This window comes from Rathayibacter agropyri (assembly GCF_013249015.1).
Taxonomy (GTDB): Bacteria; Actinomycetota; Actinomycetes; order Actinomycetales; family Microbacteriaceae; genus Rathayibacter; species Rathayibacter agropyri.
On sequence record NZ_JABRPL010000001.1, the window covers coordinates 1,014,617 to 1,039,144 of the forward strand.

Sequence of the window (24,528 nt, forward strand, 5' to 3'; positions counted from 1 at the left end):
CTTCCGACGGTGCCCCCCGCCCGTCGATGCCGTACTCCCCGGAGGCTCCCATCGCCCGCTCGACGTTGCCCATTGCGGTCGTCGTCGTCACCCACTTCTCGGGTGAGGTCCTCCGCGCGTGCCTCGAATCGGTTTCAGAGGCGACTGAGCACGATGTGCGGGTCATCGTGGTCGACAACGCGACCACCGACAACTCCGTGCGCCGCGTTGTCGAGCGGATTCCCGCGGTCGAGTTCCACGAGACAGGCGAGAACCTCGGCTACGGCAAGGCCGTGAATTATGCGGTTGAGCGGCTCGGACGGGACGTCGAGTGGATCCTCGTCACGAATCCGGACACCGTCTTCCTCCCCGGCTCCATCGACGCGCTCTACAACGCGGCCGTGTCCGACGAGCGGATCGGGTCGATCGGACCGCGCATCCTCGACTCGGACGGCACGGTTTACCCCTCGGCACGCGCCCTGCCCTCGCTCGGCACCGGCGTCGGGCACGCTCTCCTGGCGCACGTCTGGCCGAGCAATCCGTGGTCGGCACGGTACCGTCGCTCCCGCTCGGTCGAGACGCTCGAGCAGGGGCGCCTTGAGGCGGGCTGGCTCTCTGGTGCCTGCGTCATGGTGCGGCGCACGGCGTTCGACGAGGTCGGCGGATTCGACGAGCGGTACTTCATGTACTTCGAGGACGTCCAGCTCGGCGACTCCCTCGGGCAGCGGGGCTGGACGAACGTCTACCTCGCCGATGCGGTCGTGTCGCACCTCGGCGGCCACTCGACGCGCCTCGCCTCGGCACGGATGCTCGCCGTGCACCACCGCAGCGCCTACCTTTACCTCGCACAGAAGTACGACGCCTGGTACCAGGCGCCCGTGCGGGCCGCGGTGCGCGTCGGCCTCGGCGCCCGCGTCGCCCTGATGAGCCTGCGCCCGAACCGCTGACGTCCGATCGCTGATCGCGCTGAACAGCGAGCGATCAGCCTTACGACGAGGAGTCGAGCGTCGTGTAGAAAGCGCGCGCGGCAGCCCAGGTCGGCAGGATGCCCTGCACCTCAGCTTCGGCGAGCGTCGGCGCCTCGGTGTCTTTCGGCGAAAGCAGAAGTTCGCCCGCCTCGGGCGGGAAGCGCAGACCGATCTGCTCGTCGAGCGGGTCGATACCCTTCTCGCGCTCCGGGTTGAAGGTGGAGTTGACCAGGTAGGAGACGACGGCGTTCTCAGTCAATGCGACGAAAGCATGCGCCAGCCCTTCGGCAATGTAGACGGAGCGACGGTCGACGTCATCGAGCAGGATCGACTCCCAGCGACCGAACGTCGGCGAGCCGACCCGCACGTCGATCACGTAATCGAGCACGGCACCCGAGAAACACGAGACGTACTTCGCCTGCGATGGCGGCAGCTGCGCGAAGTGGATGCCGCGCACCGTCCCACGGCGCGAGACCGAGGTGTTGCCCTGCCGAAGAGACAGCGGATGTCCGACCTTCTCGGCGAGGTGATCAAAACGGTAAAACTCGTAGAAGACCCCCCGCTCATCAGGGAACTGGCGCGGAGTGACTTCGTAGACGTCGGGGATGTCGAGCTCGCGGATCTGCACGAACGTCAGTGTAATGGCGGGGTGTTCCGGCGGCGCCACTGTCAGCACCGCGCGCCACCGGCGCCGCAGCCGGTGCGCCGCCGGTCAGGCGTCGGAGTGCTCGGGCATGATGAGAAGGTGACCTTCCTCATCACGGGCGCCTCCGGCATGCTCGGCACCGACCTCCGCGCCGTCCTCGGCTCCCGCCCCAGCACCGCCCTCGGGCGCAACGACCTCGACGTCACCAACCTCGACGCGGTACGCGCCGCCGTGGCCGGCCATGACGCGGTGGTCAATTGCGCCGCGTACACCCGGGTCGACGACGCGGAGTCCGACGAGGAGGAGGCGTACCGGGTGAACGCAATCGGCGCACACAACCTCGCGCTCGCGACCGCCGAGACCGGTGCAGCACTCGTTCAGATCTCGACCGACTACGTCTTCGATGGCTCCGCCTCGAACCCATACGCGGAGGAGCACCCGCGCGGTCCAATTTCGGCCTACGGCCGCACCAAGGCCGAGGGTGAGCGGCTCGTGCTCGCCGCAAACCCGGAGCGCGGCTACGTCGTCCGCACCGCGTGGCTCTACGGCGAGCACGGCGGCAACTTCGCCAAGACGATGGTGCGCCTCGCGAGTTCTCACGAGACCCTCACGGTCGTCGATGACCAGCGCGGGCAGCCGACCTGGACTGCCGATCTCGCCGAGCGCCTGGTCGAGCTGATCGACTCCGGTGCGCCGGCAGGCGTCTACCACGGCACGAACTCCGGCGAAACGACCTGGCTCGGCTTCGCCCGCGCCGTCTTTGCTAAAGCTGGCCTCGACCCCCAGCGCCTCCGCCCCACCGACAGCGGCTCCTTCATCCGCCCCGCACCGCGACCCGCCTACTCGGTGCTCGGACATGACGGCTGGAGCCGGGCGGGTCTTTCTCCGATGCGCTCGTGGGAGGACGCCCTCGCGGCCGCTCCACTCCAGGCGGTCACTCCGTGACCACAACCCTCCGAGTCATCGTCGATCAGATGCTCGCCCGGGTTCCCGGCGGCATCGGCCGCTACACCGAAGAACTTACCCGCGAGCTGATCGCTACAGCGCCGCGCGACTGCGAGGTCGAGGCCGTTGTGTCCGCGCATCCGCCCGAGAAAGAGGAGGAGCTGCGACTGCGCCTGCCGGGTCTGGCCCGCATCCACCGGCTCCCCCTCGGACGGCGTGAGCTTTCGCGGGCATGGCAGTACGGCATTGGGATCCCGGCCGGCGGCGGCATGATGCACGCGCCGAGCCTCTTTGCGCCGGTGCGTGCTCACGACGGCAGCGAGGGCGAGCAGATCGCGGTGACCATCCACGACACGGTGCCGTGGACGCATCCCGAGACATTGACTCCGCACGGGGCGAAGTGGCACCGCGCGATGGCGAAGCGGGCGCGCAAGCATGCCGATGCGGTCGTCGTCCCGACCCACGCCGTCGCCCAGCAGCTCTCGGAGCTCATGGACTTCGGCGACCGCCTCCGGGTCATCGGCGGCGCGGTCGGCTCTGGGCTCGTACTCCCCGAGGACGCCGACGAACGCGCCGAGACCCTCGGGCTGGCGCCCGAGTACGTCCTCAGCGTCGGCACTTTGGAGCCGCGAAAGGGCCTCGTGTCACTCATCGCAGCGTTCGGCGGGGCCTCGGCTCCCGCGGTCCCCCTGCTCCTGGTCGGGCCGACGGGGTGGGGTGATCTCGACATCGCCTCCGTCGCTGATGAGCAGGGCCTGGATGAGTCGCGGGTGCGCGCCCTTGGAGTACTCAGCGACGCCGATCTCGCGGTCGTCCTCTCGCGCGCCACGCTCTTCGTCTACCCGAGCATCGCCGAGGGCTTCGGGCTGCCGGTGCTCGAAGCCATGCACTTCGGGGTGCCGGTCGTGCACTCGGACGATCCAGCGCTGATGGAGGTGGCCGCGGACGCGGGCGTCGCCGTGGAACGCGGAGACGCAAAGGACTACCCGGAGCGCCTCGCCCTGGCGATGAGCAGCGTGCTCGCCGACACCGGGCTGCGTGAGCGAATGTCGGTGGCGGGCCGTGACCGCTCCCGCGCCTTCAGCTGGCGCGACTCCGCTGAGCGCGTCTGGGCACTGCACGCCGACCTCTGAGCCGCGCCCGACTTCCTGGGCCGCCGAGACACCGCCGCGCCCGCCAATACACCGCCGTAGGCGCGGCGTCTCGGCAATGCGGCGGTGGTTCGCGGCCCGTCACGTCCCCGGACGAGGTGTAGCGGAAACCGACGGCACCGGCCCATCCGACGGCGGAGGCTTCCACTTCCGATCCTCCTGCGACATCGAAGGCTCATCACCCGGCTGCACCTCCCCCTCCGCCAAGCGACGCTGATAAGAACGATTCAACTCGTCCGAGTCACCCGGCTCACACCGCGACACCGCACCAAGGGAGTACCTGCCATCCCACGACGACGATGTGTCGAAACTCGCGCGCAGCACCGGGCCACCCTCACCATAAACGGTAGGCCACGGCGTTGAATCGGTCACTCGCACGCTCATGCCCAGCGACCGCCAATACTCCGCCACCCGCTGCGCATCCCCACTAAAATCTGAATTCGGGAACGCCCAATAGTTGTAGACGAACCTCGCTCCTTTCTGACCCCAATCCAGTTCGCACACACTTGCCCGCGGCGCACCCTCCCGCGTCGACCAGCCCTCAGCAGGCACCGCTGCCGCCGAAGCACGCACGAACTCGACCACCCCCCGCCGGTTGTCTTCCGGCGCAACGGACGCTCCTTCACTGCACGAGGACATAAGCACCGCCGCAACAGTCACCACGATCACCGACAGCCATCGCCGTCGCTGCCATGGCTCAGCCATGAGCAGGAGCCTCCGGCGCACGCTGAGGGACCGGACGCGGAAGTGTCTCCCGGAACGGGGTAGGCGGAGTCAACCTCTCATCCTCCCCACCCAGCGCCCTCGACACATTGAGAGCAGACTCCGTGCGTGGGTCGAGATACCCCCGATCGTCCGTCGAATCACCGGCCACCGCATCGTGCTTCGACACCGGAAGTCCCGCATCACCCCCCGTCTCCACACCGAAAACGTGGGCTCCAAAGGCAGGATCAGCCGGATTCACACCGTGCCACGGACTAAACTCCCGCCCTATCCACGAAGCCTCATCACCCGGACCAGGATCGCCCCACGTCCGGTCGGACGCCTGACCGACATAAACCTTGTCAGCATGCAACTGGTCCGCCGACGTGATCCAATTCGGCAGCCCCGCAGAGCCGAGCGTGACAAACGTGTCAACGTGAACTCCCGGATCGGTCATCGTGATCGCCGCCGCCGTGCTCCCAAAGGAGTGCGCGATAACCCCAAGGTGCGGTGGTCTCACACGCCGCACGACATCAAGCCCCTTCAACGCCGACGCGAGCGCAGCACCGCCAGCCTCAGCGTCCGCGATACCCAAAACACTGAGATCAAGAACCGGCGGCGACGGTATCGGAGGTGTTTTATAGCCAATCCACGCCACGACGGCGCTATCCTCGCCGCGGAGCGACTGTATCGTCTGTGCTCCGTCCGCCCAAGTCCGCATATCCTTCGTCGTCGTGCCCATCCCCGGGACCGTGAACGAGACGTCCGAGGCGGTGTCCAGGTCGCCGATCGAGACTGCCGCCAGCGGCGGCTGATCCGCGGTCAGTGAGATCAAGAACCGCGGTGAATCCTTCTGCGCCGCTCCGGGAGTCGCGTCGATCGCCTCGAGGCACGTCTGGCGCTCCTTCATCGGCTGGAGCTTCGCCTCGAGCGCCGCGACCACGGCGAGATTCGCGGTGACGGCCGCGGCGACCGATGCTACGGCTAGCATGCGCTCGGTCTCCTCAATCTCCTTCGCCGTAGCGTCGAGGTCTCGCTGTAGACCTATCCTGTTCGCTCGGTCCCGTGCCCCGTAGGGCAGCCCCTCGAGATTGCCGAGCAATGTCGGGAGGGTGGAGAGGAGGAGTTTCTGTCGATCGGAGAAGCCTGCTGAGGCGTCGCCCGGAGCGAGGCCAGCCCACCAGGTGGACACTGTTGCGGGACTGATCCGCCCGACGCGAGCGGCGAGGTCCGGCGACGCCGCGAATAACGCGGTCAGTTCGTCAGCGGGGAGATCTGACAGCGCCCGGAGCAGTCGACGCTCGTCCATCGGGGCGAGTGGCGGCGCGACCACATCCAGGGCACGGACCGAGAGCGACCCGCCGCCCGCAGCCTCGAACGCGTTCGCAATCTGCTCGATCCATGCCGCGTCGGCGCGTTCCTCCTGCACCAGGTACTCGAATCCGCTGAGGAACGTCGAGGATCCCGTCTGGACCCAGCCGCAGGACGACGTGAAGTTGACCCAGTGGGAGCGCAGCCGAGCGAGAGCATCGTCGAGGGCGGGCGCCACGGCGTTGGCCTGCGTCACGAAGACACGAAGATTCTCGGGATCGGCCGAACTCACACCGGCCTGACCCCCTCGGCTCCCCCGAAGGCGCGGCACCGGAGTGAACGCGACCGAGACCTCCGGCGTCGCAAACGGGACATCGGAGGGCATCCGATCGACGATGACGTCCTCTACCATCGGGACGCCTACAGCAGCGCTCTGCCGACGCCGCTCATCCCGCGCATCCTCGCGCACCTGCCACGCCGCCAATTCCTGCAACCGTTCGAGTTCACGTCGCGCCTGATGCGCCGCGATCTCGACATCGTCGGCGAGACGCCCAAGCGCGCGCATCAGCACGCCGTAGTCCGCGCTGTCCGAGCGGCAGTTCTCCTCGAACACTCGCCCGTACGGCCCCCGGAACTCCCTCAGAGCGCTGCCGATGGCGACATCAAGCAGGCGCCGCTGTGTCTGGACGGCGGAGAGGACCGCCTCCGCGGTGCACGCTAGCCGACGTGCACTCTCCTGGTCGAATTGCAGCATGGTCCGCACCCTTCCCCGAGCAGATAGATGCTCAGGTTAGGCCATCGGCGAGGAGACCCGTCTTTTCGCGCCACGGATCGCGCAGTTGCCGCCACTGAGGCGCCGAGACCTCGCCGAGATGCCGGTACAAAAGCAGCAGCCCGGCGAAACAGCCGTATCTGGGCGGCACCACCACCAGAGCGCCTACTTCGAGGAGTCGGCCGACAACCCGTCCTTCACCAGCGAGTGCACGACGTCGTAGTCAGGGTGCTCGGGATTCACGGCCGGCGGCACCAGCTCGATCGGGTCGACCGGTTGGGACTTCGTCTTGAGCCCGAGTTGCACGAAGTAGCCGAGCATGCCCTGCGGCACGTCCGTCTTGATCACCTGCGACCCCGCCGCCGCGACGTCCTGGAACTTCGAAAGGACGTTGGCTGGTTCGAACTGGGCGAGCAGTGCCTCCTGCACCTGGCGCTGGCGGGCCATCCTGTCGTAGTCGCTCGTCGTGTACCGGGAGCGGGCGTAGGCGAGGGCCTGCTCGCCGTTGAAGTGCCAGTGCCCCGGCTCGATCCACTGGTTGACGCCCTGCATGACGCCGTCCTCGTCGGGGAGCCCGCCAAGCGGCAGCGGCTCGTCGGCCACGTAGTCGATGTCGATCCCGCCGAGCGCACCGATCAGCTGCGCGAAGCCCTCCATGTCGATCAGGGCGTAGTACTGAATCTTTAGATCGAGGATGCCCTCGACCGCATCCCGCATGCCTTCGATCCCGGGTTCGCTGCCACGAGAGACGGCATCAGGGTAGTAGTCCGGATGCTTGAGCTGCATCTCGGTATAGATCGAGTTCAGCTTGCAGGGACTGACGTCGCACTGACCCCGGTTGTAGCCGTCGGGGTATCGCTCGTGCATAGGGCTGTCCGCTGGAATCGGAATGTCGATGAACTCGCGCGAGATTCCGATGATCGAGGCCTTGCCGCTGGACGCGTCGATGCTCACCACCGAGATGCTGTCCGGCCGAAGTCCGTCGCGGTCCTCGCCGGCGTCGCCGCCCAGGAGCATCACGTTGTAGCGCCCGTCGACCGGCGGCTCGATCGCGCCGCCGCCGAAGATCGACGAGAGCGTGCCGCGGGTAACCCCGATGAGATAGGTGCCGTACGCGGTGGTGCCAACCGACACCGTCATCAGCGCGATCGTCGCGAACGCGAGTACCCCGCGCATCCGGGGCCGCACCCGCACGACACGGATCAGCCGCAGTGTGTCGAGCGTCAGCACGAGCCAGACCACGCCGTACACCACGAGCGCCGCCTGAAGCGCCAGCATCGACAGGTCGACGGTGGCGAGCGTGTAGAGCCCGGTCGGGAAGACGAAGTAGAGCAGAACGCCGACGAGCAGCGCGGTCCACAGGCCGAGGGTGAAGCACAGACCGAGCCGACCGAGCCGACGGTTGCCAGCCAGCACCTGCGCTGAGCCGGGGACGAGGAAGTTGGTCACGAGCAGCCACCATGCCCGTCGGGTCATGACGTCGCGGGAGGCGGCGTCCGGATGCCGCAGCGGCAGAGCGACGGCCGTCACAGGCTCGCCACCAGGGCGTCGTTCTTGCGGGCGACCTGCGCTTCGAGGTCGAGGGCGAAGGCCTCAAGCGCCGTCGCGAGCGCCTCGTCGCCGCTCGCCAAGATCCGGACCGCGAGCAGCCCCGCGTTGCGCGCACCGCCGATCGAGACCGTGGCGACGGGAACGCCGGCCGGCATCTGCACGATGGAGAGGAGCGAATCGAGTCCGTCGAGCGTCGCCAGCGGCACAGGCACACCGACGACCGGCAGCGGAGTGACCGAGGCGAGCATCCCGGGCAGGTGGGCGGCCCCTCCGGCGCCCGCGATGAGGACGCGAAGACCGCGACCCCGCGCCTCGCGCCCGTAGGCGATCATCGCCTCCGGAGTCCGATGCGCCGACACGACCCGTACCTCGTGCGCAACCCCAAACTCGGACAGCGCCGTCGAGGCGGCCTGCATGACCGACCAGTCGGAGTCCGAACCCATCACGACACCGACGAGCGGAGCCGGACTATTCACCAGCGCTTGGGCGCTCATGAGAGGGGTCCGTCGGGAATCGGGGAGGTCGGCTGGCTTGTCACGGCGACCATCGTACGTGTCAGTCGGTGAGAAGAGCCGCCGCCGCGCGCGCCTCGTAGACGACGAGATCGAGCTCGTCACCGGTCGCGTTCACGTGCCCCACCTTCCGCCCGGGTCGCGGCTCCTTGCTGTAGTTGTGCACTTTCACACTCGGATGCTCGGCCAGCACGCGCGGGTACCGGTCGGTCAGCGACTCCCCCGCCGGGCCGCCCAGCACGTTCACCATCACGGTCCACGGATCCCGGCAGCCGGTCGCTCCGAGCGGGAGATCGAGCACCGCGCGCAGGTGCTGCTCGAACTGGGAGGTGGTCGAGCCGTCCATCGTCCAGTGGCCGCTGTTGTGCGGGCGCATCGCCAGCTCGTTCACCAGGATGCGGTCGTCCGTCGTCTCGAAGAGCTCGACGGCAAGCACTCCGGTGACATCAAGGCTCTCGGCGAGGGTCTCGGCGATCCCGGCCGCCACCTCGGCGATCCTGCCGGCGGAGGCGGGGGCGGGGGCGATCACCTCCGAGCAGACGCCGTCGCGCTGAACCGATTCCACAACGGGCCAGAGAGTGCTCTCGCCAGAGGGACGCCGGGCCACAAGCTGGGCGAGTTCTCGGCGGAAGTCGACGAGTTCCTCGACCAGGAGCGATCCGCCCCGGCCGTCCTCGGCGAGCGCCGTGAACCAGTCATCCGCCTCGTGGGCGCCGTGTACAACGCGGACGCCTTTGCCGTCGTAACCGCCGCGCGCCGTCTTCACGACAGCGCTGCCACCGTGCTCGGCGAGAAATTCCGCCAGCTCGTCGGCCGAGGAGATTTCCGCCCAGTCGGGGACGGGAATGCCCAGTTCGCTCAGGCGCCGGCGCATCATCAGCTTGTCCTGCGCGTACAGCAGGGCATCCGGGCCGGGGTGGACCGGGACACCGCGGGCGGCAAGTTCTCGTAGGATCGGCTGCGGCACGTGCTCGTGGTCGAACGTGACCACATCGACCGTCTCGGCGAAGGCGAGCACCGTGCCGGCATCGCGGTAGTCGCCGACGCGCGTCGCAGCGAGAGCCGCCGGGGCACCGTCGCTCTCGGCAAGCACGGCGATCTCGATGCCGAGCTCCACCGCCGCGGGAATCATCATCCGGGCGAGCTGGCCGCCTCCGATCACGCCAACGCGCATGGAACTCCTCCGTCTCCGCCCGCTGACGCGGTGCGGCTCCATGCTACCGACGCCACCGGAGGGCGAGCTCAGGCCGGCGGTGGCCACTCCGGCTCCGGCCCGGGCGCGGCGGCGATGACGGTGCGCAGCAGTTCGGCGGCGAGTTCCGGATCGGGGAGATCACGCAACTGGAACACCTCGGCCCCGCCCTGGACGATGGCGATGTCGCCGCAACGCGCCAGCCGCTGGGCGAGCGTGCGCCGGACGGACACACTCATCCGCGGGTCAAAGACGAGATCGGCCCGGCGCACCGCGACCACTCCGCGGCGCGCAGTCAGGCCCCTCGCCGTGATCCGGTAGCGGATGCTCGCCCACCGCGCGATGCCGGGCACGCACAGCAGGAGCACCAAAACCGCCGTGCCGATGCCGATGATCCAGCGCTGCAGTGCGAGCTCGAACTGCGCCGCGAAGTAGAAGCCGGTCCAGGTCAGCAGCAGGAAACCGAGAACGGGGGTGACCGCGCCACGCGCGCGCGGGGTGAGCCGGGCGAGCTCGCGGTCGGCGGGGTTGGGTGCGGATCGGGCCATCAGGATCGCAGGTGCGTGACGTCGCCCGCCGAGAACACGCGCCGCGCCCCGTCCTGCTCGAGCACGAGACCGCCGTCGGTACCGAGGGCGACCGCGACTCCCTCCGCGTGTGTGCTGTCGGGCAGTTCCAGCCGTACTCGTGAGCCGAGCGTTGAGCAGGAGGCGCGGACCGCGGCGGCCGCGCCCGAGGCCTCGGCGTCGTCTAGGGCCAGCAGCGGTCGCAGCAGCGCCGAGAATTCGGTGAGGAAGGCGGCGAACACTGCGTCGGGGTCCGTCGTCCGTGCGCCGGCAAGGGCGAGAGACGTGGCCGTCGGAACGGGGAGTTCCTTCTCCTCCAGCAGCAGGTTGATGCCGGTGCCGACGACGACGCGGCCGTCAGGGAGCCGCTCGGCGAGGATGCCCGCCGTCTTCCGCCCGTCGATCAGGACGTCGTTGGGCCACTTCACCGCGACTTCTGCGGTGACAAGCGGAGCGACGGCGGAGGCGAGGGCGGCGCCGGCCACCAGCGGCAGCCAGCCGAGGGCAGCCGTCTCCAGATCGGAGGCGTCGACCAGAGTCGAGGCCGCGAGCGTCCGCCCCGGGGGCGCCTGCCAGACGCGGTCAAGCCGCCCGCGGCCTGCCCGCTGGTCATCGGTCGCGACCGCCGAGAGGTGCGGCCAGGCGACGGGCTCAGCGGTCGCGCGCTCGCGGAGCTCGTCGTTCGTGGACCCCGCGTGCTCGAGCACCAGGATGCGAGGGGAGACGGCGGCGGAGAGCGGGAGCTGCATCCGGCCACGCTAGCGGCGGCTCCCGCGAGGCGCCTCGGAGCGGAGTGGTTCCGGACGCGAAGCGACGACATGCGTTGTGCGGATCCTCCCGCCGGACGCCGCGCTCCCTGTGCGGCTGCAACAAGAGGGCCCTCCTCGGCCGCCGGTAGGGTGAGCGGGTGACCGCGAACTTCGAACGTCCCGCGCCCGATCTGTACACGACCGCGGGAAAGATCGCGGACCTGCGCGACCGCTACCACGAGGCCGTCACGGCCAGTGGCGAAGCGGCGATCGAGAAGCAGCATGCCAAGGGCAAGATGACCGCCCGCGAGCGCATCGACACCCTCCTCGACCCCGGATCCTTCGTCGAGCTGGACGAGTTCGTCCGCCACCGCACCTACGCCTTCGGTATGGAGAAGAAGCGCCCCTACGGCGACGCCGTCGTCACCGGGACGGGCACCATCCACGGCCGACAGGTGGCCGTGTACTCGCAGGACTTCACGATCTTCGGCGGCTCCCTCGGCGAGGTCGCCGGCGAGAAGATCATCAAGGTGATGGACCTCGCCCTGAAGACAGGCGTGCCGATCATCGGCATCCTCGACTCCGGCGGAGCCCGCATCCAGGAGGGCGTGGTCGCCCTCGGCAAGTACGGTGAGATCTTCCGCCGCAACACCGCGTCCAGCGGAGTGATCCCCCAGATCTCGATCATCTGCGGCCCGGCCGCGGGCGGCGCGGTCTACTCCCCCGCCCTGACCGACTTCGTGATCATGGTCGACAAGACCAGCCAGATGTTCGTGACCGGCCCCGACGTGATTAAGACCGTCACCGGCGAGGACGTCGGCATGGAGGAGTTGGGCGGCGCCCTGACCCACAACAAGGTGTCGGGCGTTTCGCACTACCTGGCCAGCGACGAGAATGACGCGCTCGACTACGCGCGAACGCTCCTCTCTTTCCTCCCCGACAACAACCTTTCTCCTGTCCCCGTCTTCGACACTGAGGTCGACCTCGAGACCACCGACGCGGACCGCTTCCTCGACACCGTCATCCCCGACAGCCCGAACCAGCCGTACGACATGCGCGCCGTGATCGAGCACATCGTCGACGAGGGGGACTTCCTCGAGGTGCAGCCGCTGTTCGCCCCGAACATCGTGATCGGCTTCGGCCGCGTCGAGGGCCGCTCCGTCGGCATCATCGCAAACCAGCCGAGCGCAATGGCGGGCACCCTGAACATCGAGGCCGGCGAAAAGGCCTCCCGCTTCGTCCGCTTCTGCGACGCGTTCTCGCTGCCGATCCTCACCCTGGTCGACGTCCCGGGCTATCTGCCGGGCACCGACCAGGAGTGGACGGGCGTCATCCGACGCGGCGCGAAGTTGCTGTACGCCTACGCCGAGGCGACCGTGCCGCTAGTCACCGTCATCCTGCGCAAGGCTTACGGCGGCGCCTATATCGTGATGGGTTCCAAGCAGCTCGGCGCCGATATCAACCTGGCCTGGCCGACCGCCGAGATCGCCGTCATGGGCGGCCAGGGCGCCGTCAACATTCTCTATCGCACCGAGATCCGCAAGGCGGAGGAGGCCGGCGAGGACGTCGCGGCCGTGCGGACCCGCCTCGCGAACGAGTACACCTATAACGTGGCGAGCCCTTTCCTCGCCGCCGAGCGCGGCGAACTCGACGGCGTCATCGAGCCGTCGGCGACGCGTGTCTCTGTCACCAAGGCGCTGCGGGCGCTGCGCACGAAGCGGGCGAGCCAGCCCCCCAAGAAGCACGGCAACATCCCGCTCTGATCTGCGCGGTCCCGCGTCCCTCCGCTGCGGCGGCTCAGCGGGCCGCGGGGGGCGGGCGGTGGGACTCGCGAAGCGGTCAGTCGGTGCGGCCGGTGTTCGCGGCGGTGGGCAGTTGCTCGGCGGGGGCTGTGGGCTTCTGCTCGGCGGGGGCGACCGGTTTCTGCTCGGCGAGGGGGACGGGCTTCGCCTCCGACGCGGGAGCCTCCTTCTCCTCGGGCTTAGCGCCGACCACTCGCGCGAAGGCGAGGGCCTGCGAGGCCGAAAGATCCGGCAGATACGCGCGGCCGAGCGCCGCTCCGATCCGCGGAAGCTGAAGCGCGTCGGCGTACGTCATCCACAGGCCCGCGTAGCGCGGGTGGAACTTGGCTTTGAAGCGGAAGAGCGACGTGAATCCGTAGGCCGGTTCGAGCGTGCGTGAGATGAATTCGAGCAGGCGCGACAGCACCGTTGGCTCGGGTGCTTCCTGACCCTCCTCAACCGGCGCGGTCGCGAGCGGTGCTCCCGAGAGCGAGAGGAATTCTCCCCCCTCCTCCTTGACCCGCAACGCGGCGGAGGCGATGAGGAACTCCATGATCCCGGGCATCGCATCGTCGGAGCGGCGCATGAAATCCAGCGTCCAGCCGACGATCTTGCCCTCGCGGTGCACCGGGAGCCAGCTCGTCACGCCCTGCAGGACGCCGTCCGGACCGACTGCGAGCAACAGGGCGACATCGGGATCGCGTACCTCGTCGATTCCGCCGAGAGTGAATCCCATTTCGGGCAGCGACTTTTCGGCCACCCAGCGCTCGGACAGGTCGACGATCTGGTTCGCCATGCCGAGCGAGAGCTGGGGCCAACTCGTCCATTGAGCCTCGATCCCGAGCTTGATCCCGCGGTTGAGCGGATAGCGCACCTTCTGCCAGTGCTTGCCGGTGAGTTGGAAGTCGGAAAGCTCGATGATCGTCTCCTCGCCCACCGAGATGCGCGACCAGCCGAGTTCGTCGAAGACCGGGAGCAGCTCGTCGTGGATGCTGTAGAACACCGGAGTCCAGCTGCGCTCGTCGCAGAACCGGATGAACTCCGCGACCGTCTGCGCTCGCCGTTCAGGAGCACATGCCGGATCGGAGAGCGTGATCGCGACGCCTCCGATCACCCGGTAGGCGACTCCGCTGGTGCCGTCGGCCGAGATCCAGTGTGCGTTGCCCTCCCAGGTCCCCTGGTGGCCGAGGCTGCCCGCTCCATGCTGGGCGAGCAGGGCGCGGTAACGGGCCTCGTCCCCGCGCACGCGCTGGACGTCGGTCGCCCGCAGCAGCGCGACAATCGCCACCACCACCAGCAGCCAGAACACGGGGCCGACCCACTCGAAGACGAGGCGCGAGATCGGCTCGCGAGGCACCGCCAGCAGCCCGGCACCGCCAAGGAAGCCGACCGGCACGAAGCGCAGCAGCCCGTCCAGCAGGAGCCGCCCGAAGCCGAGGAGAGGCTCGAACCTCGTGCGCACACCCGCCGAGAGAAGGAGGTAGCCGACGAGGCAGGCGATGAAACCGGCCGCGACGACGCGGCTCCAGAGCCGGGCCGCAGCCCGGGGAGCGCGGATGCGGAAGTGGCGACGGCTCAACACCAGCACCGCCACCACGGCGAGCGGCACCAGAACTGTCGTCGCCATCCAGAGCAGGTATTCGGCGTAGTACTGGAACTCGGGGTGGCGAGCGGCACGCTGGAGCGAGAAGAGCTCGAGGACAGCAATGGCGAGGTTGACACCTATCGCCAGGAGCAGACCGAGCCGCCGTCCTGAGCGCAGGCCGTATGCGGCAACCAGCAAGAGGATCAGAGGGACAAAGGTCAGCAAAATCGGCCCTGGCGCGACGAGACTCAGTCGCACGTGGTGCGAGCAGTGGCGAATAGCTCGACTGCACGGATCGTCGAGATCCGTCGTCCCGGTGAATGCGCTCTGCAGGATTCGGCCGAGGAACGAGAACGGCCCGTAGCCGGAATCCGAGAGAACCGCGACCAGGGGACCGATCGCCGTCACGGCGACGACGGTCGCGACCAGGGCTCGTGATTCTCGATGCGAACTCGGCGCAGGCCGATGCGGTCGCAGGCCCGCCGCTCCGCTCAAGAGCACCTCGCCGAGCACCAGCCCCGTCACTCCAGCGAGGAGCCGGTAGACGTCGGCAGAATCACCCGCGTAAAGCACGAACATCAGCACGACGGCAAACGTCACGACTCGCAAGCGCCGCCGCCACAGCGCGCCCATGAACGCGGTCGCCGTCACCACGGCGCCGACCCCGCCGATCAGCGGATCGAAGGTGTGATCGCCGACGGTGTCGCCAGCCCACCACTCGCCGAACGTGGCGCCGATCGTCTGGAGGGACGTCCCGAGCACAGTTCCGACCGCGCCGGTGACAACGAATGCCGTGACGGTCCGTATGGCGCCCATTCGACGCTCAGCAACGATCAGCAAGGGGAGGAGAACGACGACGTCGACGAGCAGCTGGAGCGGGGCGGAGGAGATTAGAAGAGACGTCACCGCAGCCCACGGTCGGCCGGCGAGCGTGGTGTCGGCGCTCGTCGCCCACCACGCCGTCGTCTCGGCGCTCGCGGGTGCCAAGAGGGTCCCGGTCACCGCACTGGCCACCAGCAGGACGAGGGTCGTCGTGACAGCGGCCGGGGATCGACGCATCAGCAGGCGCAGGGGGCGTACCGCAGCAGCGCCGCTCCTCGGGATCCACGTCGGCATACTGATGGAACTCCTGTTCGCGACGGGGTGAGCGTCACTCTGGCGGCGCCCGGCGTCATCATAGCCATGTGGTGCTGGCCAATGCCGTGAACGGCGTGCGATAGCGTCACGGCATGACAGCTTCCGACTCCGCGCCCGCCGTCGTCATCTCCACTCCCGACCTCGACGAGCGTCAGATCGCCGCAGTAACCGCCGTCGTGACGGCTCTCGCCACGCAAGCGCCCACGGAGCCCGAGGCTCCGAAAGAGCTGAGCGGAGGGTGGAACGACCGCGCCACGGCCGCACGCTCGCCGCTGCGGCCTGCTCCCGGTGCCTGGCGCTCATTCTCGGGCTGAATCTCGTTTTGTCCCCCGATTAGTCCCCTAAAATGCCGACTATCCAGCGCTCTGCCGGGCGAGGATAGTAATCGACGTACGGTGCTCCTTCGTCAGAAGGGACACCGCCAATCACCCGCCTACCAGGGTAAGCAGGCGGGTGTGTTGGGGGCGAGTGAGGGCGATATTCGGGTTGTTGCCCTCACTCGGGGTTTGACGGCGGGCCGCCCCCTCTTCGGAGGAACTGGGCGGCCCGTCGTACTCCGTTAACGGGACGGTGTTCCTCGCAGGCATCACGTTCCTCGCAGGCATCACGTTCCTCGGGGGAATCACGCCCCTGGTGACCTCCGTTCGTCGCGCCGGATTTCGACCCATGCCTCGACCTCGTCTCCCGCATCATCCGACCCGAGCGCCCGGGCGCTCCCATCGCCCGCAGTGCGCAAGCCCACGACGGTGACCGCCGACGGCGAGTCCGCCGAGGCTGTGCGGACGACTACTCGGTCCACCTCGTCACGAATGCCGCCGAGAGCGCGTGCGAGTTCCCGGAGGACGCGCAGGCGCTCACCCTCGGAACTGCGGTCGAGTCCTCCGTCATCGAGCACCGAGACCGTGACGCCCCGCTGCCGCGCCTCCAGCACCAAACGCCGCACATCGTCGTCGAGGAGCCTGCGTCCCCGGATCTCATCGCGGACTGATGCCTCGAGGAATCGGCACTCGCGCCGCTCCTCCTCGGTCAAACTCGCGCCCGGCGCCGCGATCCGCCGCAGCATGTCGGAGGCGATCGCCCGGGTCTGATCGAGGCGGACCTCCCGCTCGGAGAGGTGAGCTTCCTCCGCGGCGCGCCAGGACGCGGCGGCACGCTCGGCCGCCTCCAGCACCCGAGCCTCCGCACCCGCTCGCCCGAGTTCGACGATGAGCCGTTGCGCAATGGCGACCCAGGCGATTCCGCCCACGACCCCGAGCGTGGCGAGTGACGCCGGGCCCGCCCACACCGCGGTGTGCACGGTGAGGAAGGCCATTCCCACCCAGGCCGCGACGGGCTGGCGGCGTGCGCAGACGATCGTCATCAATGTTCCCGCCGCGGCGACATACCAGGTGGCGTACCCGTTGGGGGCTGCGGGGTCCAGCGACGGCGCTACCAGCAGCGGCAGCGCGCTCGCGATCCCCGTCATCCCGATCGCTACCGGCAGGGGCAGGCGTGTAGTCGACCCCGGCCAGAGCGCAATAATGGTCGCCACCGCATAGAGCGCCACGGCGACCAGATCGGCTGGCGTCGCGGGAATGGTCTGGAACGAAAAGAACGCGAGCACCACGTGGTACAGCGAGAAGCCGGCGCCGAGCGCATGGAGCAGCGGACGAGGGTAGGCGATCATCGCGTCGGCTCCCCCTTTGCGCTGTCAGGCCAGGCGAGCACGACCCGCGTGCCCTCGCCCGGTGCGGAGTCGACGCGCGCGGCACCCTGCGCGTTGTGCATGCGCTCCAGGATCGACAGGCGGATGCCCAGGCGCTCGCGCGGCACATCAGCGAGGCAGAATCCGCGGCCGTCGTCCTCGACCACGATCTCGACGGCACCGCCGTCGAGCCGCCCGCGCACTGCACGGCGGACGCTCCCTGACGGACCGGCATGCTGCAGGCTGTTCGCGAGGGCCTGCCAGACAGCACCGACCAGCGCCTCCGCGACCGCGCGCGGGAGAGTTGCGCTTCGCCGATCCACGTCCGGTGCGAACTCGACAGCGCACTCGGTTCGGAAGGTCGACGCGGCGTGCGCGAGCTGGCGCTCGAGCAGCTCCAGGGGCACCAGCCCCTCGGGAGTGTCGGGCTCGCGCTCGGGCAGGAGGACGGCGAGGGTGTGCTGCGCCATCGACGAGACGAGGGCACGTTCGGCCGACGACTCCGCCGACGCAGCGGCGAGCAGAGTCGCCAGGACGTTGTCGTGGACGAGCGCGTCGACCTCGACCCGCTCAACCTCGCCGGCGTGCTGGCGCATCGCGGCCTCGTACTGCTCCATCGCGGTCGTCCTGGCTCGGTCCACCTGATCAGCGGACTGCCGCAAGACGGTGATCAGAACCAGCATCACGAAGCCGACAATGCCCACGTACACAGCGTCGAGGGCGGCGCGCGTCGATTCGACCGCGCCGCCCGAGGGCAGGATGCGCAAGAGACCGAACAGCACCGTAGTGACCGATGCGTAGGTGATCGCGATTCGCAGCGGAGCGACGGTGGTGCAAAACGCCGTCCCGATCGTGAGCAGGTACCAGATCCAGGGCGTCTCACGCACGACCTCCCCCGGCGCCACCGAGACCGGCCAGGTAACGAGCGCGACGAAGATTCCGGCCGCGACGAGGACGGCCGTGACCCGGGCGCCCCTGCGCAGGACCGCGGTGACGACCGCTCCGGAGAGCGAGCTAAAGACGAGGATGAGCATCGGCCACGCGATCTCGGGTCGCAACGACGGCAGTTGGTCGAGGATCGGCGGCACGGTCTGGACACCGAAGCCGAAGCCGAAGGACGACACGACCGTGCTGATGATCCGATCGATACGCTCGCGCGCGGCATGCGCGCGAGCGGTCGGTGCCTCAGCGAGGGCCATCGCCGACGTCAGAGTCAATGCCGGGGAGGATCCCGTCCTCGACTGCACGGCGGAGCAGATCGACCTTGGTCGGAGCCGGACGCCCGATTTCGACGTACCGCCCACGGATCCGATCGAGGTATTCCTTCGCCGTGGAGACGGAGATCTGCAGGCGGCCGGCGACCAGCTTCAGCGGAAGCCCAGACGCGTAGAGGTGCAGGACATCGCGCTCGCGGCGCCCGAGCACGGCGCGGGCGAAATCATCGTCCGCATCGATCGCGGAGGCCCACTCGAGGTTGTTCAGCACCTCGCCCCGGGCGACAGTCTGGACGGCGGCGATGACGGTCGACATCGGTGACGACTTGGGGATAACGCCGGCCGCACCGGCAGCGAGCGCCTCTCGCACCGCGACCACCCGATCGGCGATGCTGTGCACCAGCACTGCCGAACCGCGCACCTGGCCCCACTTGACGTTGCTGGTGATGCTCGAGCCGTCGTTCAAGGAGAGGTCGAGAACGAGCACGTCGATCTCGGCGGCGCCGATGGCCCGCTCGAGGCAGTCGACAGTCTCGGCGGCGGCGACGACCTGCATTCCGGCGCTCCCCAGCGCTGCGGCGACCCCGAGGCGCACCGACTCGTGGTCGTCCACGATGGCCACGCGCACACGCGGCACGGCATCGGGGTTCGGCTCCATCGGGCTCATCGTAGCGATGCGAAGGCGACGCGGCTCAGTCGTCGCGGCGAACCAGTCGCGCGACAGCCTCGACGTGGGAGGTGTGCGGGAAGAGGTCGAAGCCGTCGAGGCGCTCGAGGTCGTAGCCTGCCGCAGTCAAGGAGCCGACGTCGCGAGCGAGCGCGACCGGGTCGCAGGCGACGTAGATGAGTTGCGCCGGACGCAGCTCCGCGAGCGCGTCGGTGACCGCGCGTCCCGCTCCTGACCGGGGCGGATCGAGGACGACGGTCGCTGCGCGCCAGCGCGCCCGCTCACGGGCATCGGCCTGCACGAGAGCGTCGCGGAGGTAGCGGTCGACCCGAGCGGTCACTGCGCGAGCGCCGACCTGGTCGGCGAGGTTCTCGAGGGCGTGCTCGGTCGCGCGGGCGTCGCTCTCGACGCTGGTGAACCGCGTTCCCGCTCCGAGGCGGTCGGCGAGCGCGGCGGCGAGCAGGCCCACTCCTCCGTACAAGTCGTGGTTCGCGGCGCTTGGATCGACCGACTCGGCGGCGACGGCGGCCTGGACTGCCTCGAAGAGCGTGGCGGCGGCTCCGCGGTGCACCTGCCAGAAACCGGTGCGGTCGACACGGAAGGTGCGGTCGGCGACAAGCTCGGTCACCACCGTGTGGTCTCGGCGTGCGCGCTTGTCGGAGGGGTCGTGCACCAGGACGGCGGCGCCCTCGGAGCCGGCGGCGTCGATCAGGTCGACCACAGAACCAGGGGCGAGCCGTTCGTCCAGCGGAGCGACAGCGGCTGAGGCGGCCGTCACCAACGGCAGGGTCGCGACCGTGACGACGTGGTGGCTCCGCGCCGCGTACGGTCCGACTCGGCCGTCGTCATCGACGTGCAGTCGGTTCCTGGTGCGCCAACCGAGTCCACCGGCCGCGTCGTCTCCGGCGATCGGCGCGACGTCGACCGAGACGTCCCGGCGGGCGAAGCGGGCGAAGGAGTCGACCAGCACCAGGCGCTTGAGCTCGCGCTGGTACGCGAGGTCGGCATGGCCGAACTCGGCGCCGCCTACCCGCTCCTCCGGGCGTCTGCTCAGTGCCGCCTCAGCCCAGACATGCTCGACGCGGTGCTCGGAAGCCTCCAGCACCTCCAGAGGCTCGGCGCGCCAGAAGCTGTCGTGCCGCACCTCGCTAACCCGGGCCAGCACCCGTTCACCGGGCAGTACGTCCGGGACAAACACGACGCGGCCCTCGTGCCGGGCGACGAAGACGCCTCCGTGAGCGACATTGCTAACATCGAGCTCGATCTCGGCCCCGAGCGCGTCGTCAACCCCGTCGGGGCGGGCGGAGGCTCGGGGCGGGGTCTGTGCCATCCGTCGAGCATCCCACAGCGTGGGCCCGGCCGCAGGGAGCCCTCGTGCGCCTCTACCTCGCCTCCACCTCCCCCGCGCGCCTCGCGCTGCTGCGCGCGTCCGGGATTGAGCCCGTCGTCGTGCCCTCGCGAGTCGACGAACCCGCGGCCGTTGCCCAGGCGGAGCGGGAGCAGGGGGCCGCGCTCGACGCCGACACGACCGTGTCCCTGCTCGCTCGCGCGAAGGCGCGGGCCGTCCTCGGGCCGGGGATCGACGGCCTCGTGCTGGGCGGCGACTCCGCCTTTGTCCTCGACGGGGTTGTGCACGGCAAGCCGCACGAGCCGGAGCGGGCCCGGGAGCGCTGGCGGGCTCAGCGGGGGCGTACCGGCCGCCTTCACTCCGGACACTGGCTGATCGACTCTCGCGGAGGGAGAGCCGTCGCCGAGATCGGTGCCGTCACCTCAGCCTCCGTCACCTTTGCGGCCGACATCGAGGACGCCGAGATCGACGCCTACGTCGCCACCGGAGAGCCCCTCGAGGTCGCGGGCGCCTTCACCATTGACGGGCGAGGTGCCGGTTTCATCACGGCGATCGAGGGCGACCCGTCGACCGTGGTCGGGATGTCCGTGCCCACTCTGCGCGTGCTTGTCCGCGAGCTCGGCCACGAGTGGACGGCGCTCTGGAATCACTGAACTCCGCCGCGGCCTTGTGAGGAACTGACGAACGCCCCGATCTTCTTTGTCGTGAGCCGCGCCGGGCATCCTCGGGGCGCCCCCTAGGGTTGGGGACCATGCCGCGCATTACGAAGGTGCTCATCGCCAACCGAGGCGAGATCGCCGTCCGAGTCATCCGTGCCGCCCGTGACAGCGGGATCGCCTCCGTCGCCGTCTACGCCGACCAGGACCGCGACGCGGTACACAGCCGCCTTGCCGACGAGGCCTACGCCCTCGGCGGGACGACCAGCGCCGAGACATACCTCGTGATCGACAAGCTGCTCTCGGTCGCTCGCCGCTCAGGCGCCGACGCCGTGCACCCCGGCTACGGCTTCCTCGCCGAGAACGCTGACTTCGCGCGCGCCGTGATCGACGCCGGGCTGATCTGGATCGGGCCCAGTCCCGACTCGATCGAGCGACTGGGCGACAAGGTCTCGGCCCGCCACGTCGCCGAGAAGGTCGGCGCGCCTCTCGCTCCCGGCACGCTCAACCCCGTCTCCGGTGCCGCCGAGGTGCTCGAGTTCGTTGACCAGTACGGCCTCCCGGTCGCCATCAAGGCGGCATTCGGAGGCGGCGGCCGCGGTCTCAAGGTCGCCCGCGCGCGCGACGAGGTCGAGGAGCTGTTTGCCTCCGCTACCCGCGAGGCCGTCGCCGCCTTCGGCCGCGGCGAGTGCTTTGTCGAGAAGTACCTCGACCAGCCGCGGCACGTCGAAACGCAGTGCCTCGCCGATGCGCACGGAAACGTCGTCGTCGTCTCGACCCGGGACTGCTCGCTGCAGCGCCGGCACCAGAAGCTCGTCGAGGAGGCGCCCGCGCCATTCCTGACCGATGAGCAGAACGCCGAGCTGTACCGCGCCTCGAAGGCGATCCTCCGGGAGGTCGGCTACCTCGGCGCCGGAACATGCGAGTTCCTGGTCGGCACAGACGGCACGGTGTCGTTCCTCGAGGTGAACACGCGGCTCCAGGTCGAGCACCCTGTGTCGGAGGAGATCACCGGCATCGACCTCGTCCGCGAGCAGTTCCGGATCGCCGAGGGCGGTGTCCTCGACTACGACGACCCGGCTCCGCGCGGTCACTCCTTCGAATTCCGGATCAACGGAGAGGACGCGGGCCGAGGCTTCCTCCCCGCCCCCGGGCCAGTGCACGTCTTCAAGGCGCCCGGCGGCCCCGGCGTACGCGTCGACTCGGGGGTGATCGCGGGAGACGCGATCTCCGGCGCGTTCGACTCCCTCCTCGCGAAGCTGATCGTGACCGGCGACACCCGCGAACAGGCGCTCGAGCGCTCGCGACGCGCGCTGGCCGAGTTCGAGGTCACCGGCCTCCCGACCGTGCTCCCATTCCACCGGGTGATTGTCGATGACCCGGCGTTCGCTCCCGCTGGCGGTGCCCCGTTCTCGATCTACACGCGCTGGATCGAGACCGAATTTGAGAACACGATCGCCCCCTGGAGTGGGGAGCCGGGTGCGACGCCGGACGCCGCCGCACGCCAGAGCATGGTCGTCGAGGTCGATGGCCGACGCGTCGAGGTCTCACTCCCCGGCAACCTGATCGGTTCCGCACCGTCCCGCGGCACCACCGCCGCCTCCCCTAAGCGCCGCGGATCCTCCTCCGCGAGCACCGTCACGGGCAACTCCGTTTCCTCGCCGATGCAGGCGACGATCATCAAGGTAGCGGTCGCCGAGGGTGACGCCGTGGTCGCGGGCGACCTGGTCGTCGTCCTCGAGGCAATGAAGATGGAGCAGCCGCTCACCGCTCACAAAGATGGCACGGTCCGCTCCGTCTCGGCCGCAGCCGGCGACACCGTCCCTGCGGGGCACGTGCTCCTCGAGATCGTCTGAGCCGCTCCCTCGGGCTGTTCGAGCCCGTGGGGACCCTCGCCGCGGGGAGCTAGCCGACGATGTGCATCGCGCGGGCCGCGTCCGAGATCGAGCCGGTGAGGCTCGGGTAGACGGTGAACGCGCGGGCGACCTGGTCGACCGTGAGACGGTGCTCGACCGCAAGCGCCAGCGGGAAGATCAGCTCGCTCGCCTTCGGAGCGACGATGACGCCACCGATGACCGTCCCGGAGCCCGTCCGCGCGAACAGCTTCACGAAGCCGTCGCGGATGCCCATCATCTTGGCCCGCGGATTCGCGGCCAGCGGCAGCTTATAGATCTCGCCCTGCGCGATCCCCTCCTCGATCTCGCGCTGGCTCCAGCCGACGGTAGCAATCTCGGGCTGCGTGAAGATGTTCGCCGCGACGTTGCGCACCTCCGTCGGATTCACGGCGTCACCCATTGCGTGGAACACTCCCGTGCGCCCCTGCATGGCGGCAACCGAGGCGAGCGGCAGAAACGTCGTGCAGTCCCCCGCCGCGTAGATCGAGGGCACGCTGGTGCGGGCGACCCGGTTCACCCGGATGTGGCCCGTCGACGTCAACTGCACGCCCGCGTCCTCGAGGCCGATGCCGGCGGTGTTGGGCACCGAGCCCACGGCCATCAGGCAGTGCGATCCCTCCACCACACGGCCATCAGACAGGACCGCCTGCACGCCCGTCTCGGTGCGCTCGACCCGGTCGGCCCGGGACTTCGACAGCACGACCATCCCGTTGCGCTTGAAGACGTTCTCGATCACGGCGGCGGCGTCAGCGTCCTCGCCCGGCAAGACCTGGTCGCGGGAGGAGATGAGCGTCACCCGGGAACCGAGTGCGCGGTAAGCGGAGGCGAACTCGGCGCCGGTCACGCCCGATCCGACGACGATCAGGTGCTCGGGCACCGACTTGAGGTTGTAAAGCTGGGTCCAGCTGAGGATTCGCTCGCCATCCGGCGCCGCCGTGGGCAGCACGCGGGGACTCGCCCCCACGGAGACGACGATCGTGTCCGCCTCGATGCGGTCGAAATCCATACCCTCGCCGCCGCCGGCGGTCGAGACGATCAGCGCGTTCGAGCCGTCGAGGCGCCCGTCACCCTGCACGATGCGCACGCCGTGGTGCACGAGGGTGGCGCGCATGTCCTCCGACTGCTGCCGGGCAAGACCGAGGAGACGCTTATTCACCGTCGCGAGGTTCACCGCGACCTCCGGACGCACCGGGCGGTTCTGCTCCGAGCGGGTGAAGAACTGCACACCGAGGTCGGCGGCCTCGCCAATGGCATTGGTCGCTTCCGCGGTGGCGATGAGCGACTTCGACGGAACGACGTCGGTGATGACGGCCGAGCCGCCCACTCCCACCCTCTCGATCAGGGTGACCTCCGCACCGAGCTGGGCCCCCGCGATGGCGGCTTCATAACCGCCGGGTCCTCCTCCGAGTACAGCGATCCTCTGCGCGCGCTCGAACTCGTAGGCCATACCTTCCATTCTCTCCTCTTGCTCAAGGTTCACCCAATCGTGGGGTACTGGAGCGACGAGGTCGGCGACC

At 69.1% G+C, this 24,528-nt stretch carries 20 protein-coding genes; 7 read left to right on the forward strand and 13 right to left on the reverse strand.

Annotated elements, in window-relative coordinates; genetic code table 11:
* Nucleotides 1–26: 26 nt before the first annotated feature.
* On the forward strand, nt 27–926 hold the full coding sequence (locus tag HRF29_RS04660; RefSeq protein ID WP_173245246.1) for a glycosyltransferase family 2 protein: 900 nt from the start codon (nt 27–29) through the stop codon (nt 924–926).
* A gap of 40 nt (nt 927–966) precedes the next feature.
* Here HRF29_RS04660 and HRF29_RS04665 read toward each other — a convergent pair whose 3' ends face one another.
* Nucleotides 967–1,575 carry a dTDP-4-dehydrorhamnose 3,5-epimerase family protein gene (locus tag HRF29_RS04665; protein WP_173245249.1) on the reverse strand — a complete coding sequence of 203 codons (609 nt, stop codon included), beginning with the start codon at nt 1,573–1,575 and terminating at the stop codon, nt 967–969.
* A 117-nt stretch (nt 1,576–1,692) separates the two neighbouring features.
* On the opposite strand from HRF29_RS04665, the gene rfbD reads away from it, so the two are divergent.
* Complete coding sequence (rfbD, locus tag HRF29_RS04670) at nt 1,693–2,538, forward strand: dTDP-4-dehydrorhamnose reductase (protein ID WP_173245253.1); 846 nt, start codon at nt 1,693–1,695, stop codon at nt 2,536–2,538.
* On the forward strand, nt 2,535–3,671 hold the full coding sequence (locus HRF29_RS04675; protein ID WP_343043649.1) for a glycosyltransferase family 4 protein: 1,137 nt from the start codon (nt 2,535–2,537) through the stop codon (nt 3,669–3,671). Before rfbD ends, HRF29_RS04675 begins: the two co-directional genes overlap by 4 nt.
* A gap of 715 nt (nt 3,672–4,386) precedes the next feature.
* Here the strand turns inward: HRF29_RS04675 and HRF29_RS04680 are convergent.
* The 6 genes from HRF29_RS04680 to HRF29_RS04705 form a co-directional block, all read right to left on the reverse strand.
* Nucleotides 4,387–6,456 (reverse strand): alpha/beta hydrolase, encoded by a 2,070-nt coding sequence (locus tag HRF29_RS04680; protein WP_173245256.1) that lies wholly within the window; start codon nt 6,454–6,456, stop codon nt 4,387–4,389.
* A 183-nt stretch (nt 6,457–6,639) separates the two neighbouring features.
* The gene (locus HRF29_RS04685) at nt 6,640–8,004 is read right to left on the reverse strand and encodes an LCP family protein (RefSeq protein ID WP_343043650.1); all 1,365 of its coding nucleotides are present in this window, start codon (nt 8,002–8,004) and stop codon (nt 6,640–6,642) included.
* Entirely contained in the window at nt 8,001–8,519 is a 519-nt protein-coding gene (gene purE, locus HRF29_RS04690; protein ID WP_173245259.1) for a 5-(carboxyamino)imidazole ribonucleotide mutase, read from the reverse strand. The genes HRF29_RS04685 and purE overlap by 4 nt, the downstream gene beginning before the upstream one ends.
* Before the next feature lie 61 nt (nt 8,520–8,580).
* Nucleotides 8,581–9,711, reverse strand: coding sequence for a 5-(carboxyamino)imidazole ribonucleotide synthase (locus tag HRF29_RS04695; RefSeq protein ID WP_173245262.1), 1,131 nt, complete (start codon nt 9,709–9,711; stop codon nt 8,581–8,583).
* 68 nt (nt 9,712–9,779) lie between these two features.
* The gene (locus HRF29_RS04700) at nt 9,780–10,277 is read right to left on the reverse strand and encodes a PH domain-containing protein (protein WP_173245265.1); all 498 of its coding nucleotides are present in this window, start codon (nt 10,275–10,277) and stop codon (nt 9,780–9,782) included.
* A complete protein-coding gene (locus HRF29_RS04705; RefSeq protein ID WP_173245268.1) occupies nt 10,277–11,044 on the reverse strand; it encodes a biotin--[acetyl-CoA-carboxylase] ligase in 768 nt (255 codons plus the stop codon). Before HRF29_RS04705 ends, HRF29_RS04700 begins: the two co-directional genes overlap by 1 nt.
* 158 nt (nt 11,045–11,202) lie before the next feature.
* On the opposite strand from HRF29_RS04705, the gene HRF29_RS04710 reads away from it, so the two are divergent.
* Entirely contained in the window at nt 11,203–12,807 is a 1,605-nt protein-coding gene (locus HRF29_RS04710) for an acyl-CoA carboxylase subunit beta (protein WP_173245271.1), read from the forward strand.
* A gap of 76 nt (nt 12,808–12,883) precedes the next feature.
* Here the strand turns inward: HRF29_RS04710 and HRF29_RS04715 are convergent, their stop codons facing one another.
* Complete coding sequence (locus HRF29_RS04715) at nt 12,884–15,526, reverse strand: bifunctional lysylphosphatidylglycerol flippase/synthetase MprF (protein WP_173245274.1); 2,643 nt, start codon at nt 15,524–15,526, stop codon at nt 12,884–12,886.
* Nucleotides 15,527–15,639: 113 nt separating this feature from the next.
* On the opposite strand from HRF29_RS04715, the gene HRF29_RS04720 reads away from it, so the two are divergent.
* Nucleotides 15,640–15,861, forward strand: a complete 222-nt coding sequence (locus HRF29_RS04720; RefSeq protein WP_173245277.1) for an acyl-CoA carboxylase subunit epsilon — start codon at nt 15,640–15,642, stop codon at nt 15,859–15,861.
* Between the two features lie 308 nt (nt 15,862–16,169).
* Here HRF29_RS04720 and HRF29_RS04725 read toward each other — a convergent pair whose 3' ends face one another.
* The 4 genes from HRF29_RS04725 to HRF29_RS04740 are packed head-to-tail and all read right to left on the reverse strand — an operon-like array spanning nt 16,170 to nt 20,442.
* A complete protein-coding gene (locus tag HRF29_RS04725) occupies nt 16,170–17,213 on the reverse strand; it encodes a hypothetical protein (RefSeq protein ID WP_173245280.1) in 1,044 nt (347 codons plus the stop codon).
* Complete coding sequence (locus HRF29_RS04730) at nt 17,210–18,448, reverse strand: sensor histidine kinase (protein ID WP_173245283.1); 1,239 nt, start codon at nt 18,446–18,448, stop codon at nt 17,210–17,212. The genes HRF29_RS04725 and HRF29_RS04730 overlap by 4 nt, the downstream gene beginning before the upstream one ends.
* Entirely contained in the window at nt 18,417–19,112 is a 696-nt protein-coding gene (locus HRF29_RS04735; protein WP_173245286.1) for a response regulator transcription factor, read from the reverse strand. Before HRF29_RS04735 ends, HRF29_RS04730 begins: the two co-directional genes overlap by 32 nt.
* A gap of 25 nt (nt 19,113–19,137) precedes the next feature.
* Nucleotides 19,138–20,442 (reverse strand): class I SAM-dependent RNA methyltransferase, encoded by a 1,305-nt coding sequence (locus HRF29_RS04740; protein ID WP_173245289.1) that lies wholly within the window; start codon nt 20,440–20,442, stop codon nt 19,138–19,140.
* Between the two features lie 44 nt (nt 20,443–20,486).
* On the opposite strand from HRF29_RS04740, the gene HRF29_RS04745 reads away from it, so the two are divergent.
* Together HRF29_RS04745 and HRF29_RS04750 are read left to right on the forward strand one after the other, a co-directional pair.
* Nucleotides 20,487–21,113: a Maf family nucleotide pyrophosphatase gene (locus HRF29_RS04745; protein WP_173245292.1), complete on the forward strand. Its 627-nt coding sequence runs from the start codon at nt 20,487–20,489 to the stop codon at nt 21,111–21,113.
* A 98-nt stretch (nt 21,114–21,211) separates the two neighbouring features.
* Complete coding sequence (locus HRF29_RS04750) at nt 21,212–22,972, forward strand: acetyl/propionyl/methylcrotonyl-CoA carboxylase subunit alpha (RefSeq protein WP_173245295.1); 1,761 nt, start codon at nt 21,212–21,214, stop codon at nt 22,970–22,972.
* Between the two features lie 49 nt (nt 22,973–23,021).
* On the opposite strand, the gene HRF29_RS04755 is transcribed toward HRF29_RS04750, so the two are convergent.
* Entirely contained in the window at nt 23,022–24,458 is a 1,437-nt protein-coding gene (locus HRF29_RS04755; protein ID WP_173245299.1) for an NAD(P)H-quinone dehydrogenase, read from the reverse strand.
* Between the last annotated feature and the right edge of the window lie 70 nt (nt 24,459–24,528).

What these genes read in the sequence shown, in the direction of transcription:
- HRF29_RS04660 (WP_173245246.1), top strand. Translation starts at nt 27, where the DNA reads ATGCCGTACTCCCCGGAGGCTCCCATCGCCCGCTCGACGTTGCCCATT.
- HRF29_RS04680 (WP_173245256.1), bottom strand. Translation starts at nt 6,456, where the DNA reads ATGCTGCAATTCGACCAGGAGAGTGCACGTCGGCTAGCGTGCACCGCG.
- purE (WP_173245259.1), bottom strand. Translation starts at nt 8,519, where the DNA reads ATGAGCGCCCAAGCGCTGGTGAATAGTCCGGCTCCGCTCGTCGGTGTC.
- HRF29_RS04695 (WP_173245262.1), bottom strand. Translation starts at nt 9,711, where the DNA reads ATGCGCGTTGGCGTGATCGGAGGCGGCCAGCTCGCCCGGATGATGATT.
- HRF29_RS04700 (WP_173245265.1), bottom strand. Translation starts at nt 10,277, where the DNA reads ATGGCCCGATCCGCACCCAACCCCGCCGACCGCGAGCTCGCCCGGCTC.
- HRF29_RS04705 (WP_173245268.1), bottom strand. Translation starts at nt 11,044, where the DNA reads ATGCAGCTCCCGCTCTCCGCCGCCGTCTCCCCTCGCATCCTGGTGCTC.
- HRF29_RS04715 (WP_173245274.1), bottom strand. Translation starts at nt 15,526, where the DNA reads ATGCCGACGTGGATCCCGAGGAGCGGCGCTGCTGCGGTACGCCCCCTG.
- HRF29_RS04720 (WP_173245277.1), top strand. Translation starts at nt 15,640, where the DNA reads ATGACAGCTTCCGACTCCGCGCCCGCCGTCGTCATCTCCACTCCCGAC.
- HRF29_RS04725 (WP_173245280.1), bottom strand. Translation starts at nt 17,213, where the DNA reads ATGATCGCCTACCCTCGTCCGCTGCTCCATGCGCTCGGCGCCGGCTTC.
- HRF29_RS04735 (WP_173245286.1), bottom strand. Translation starts at nt 19,112, where the DNA reads ATGAGCCCGATGGAGCCGAACCCCGATGCCGTGCCGCGTGTGCGCGTG.
- HRF29_RS04740 (WP_173245289.1), bottom strand. Translation starts at nt 20,442, where the DNA reads ATGGCACAGACCCCGCCCCGAGCCTCCGCCCGCCCCGACGGGGTTGAC.
- HRF29_RS04750 (WP_173245295.1), top strand. Translation starts at nt 21,212, where the DNA reads ATGCCGCGCATTACGAAGGTGCTCATCGCCAACCGAGGCGAGATCGCC.
- HRF29_RS04755 (WP_173245299.1), bottom strand. Translation starts at nt 24,458, where the DNA reads ATGGCCTACGAGTTCGAGCGCGCGCAGAGGATCGCTGTACTCGGAGGA.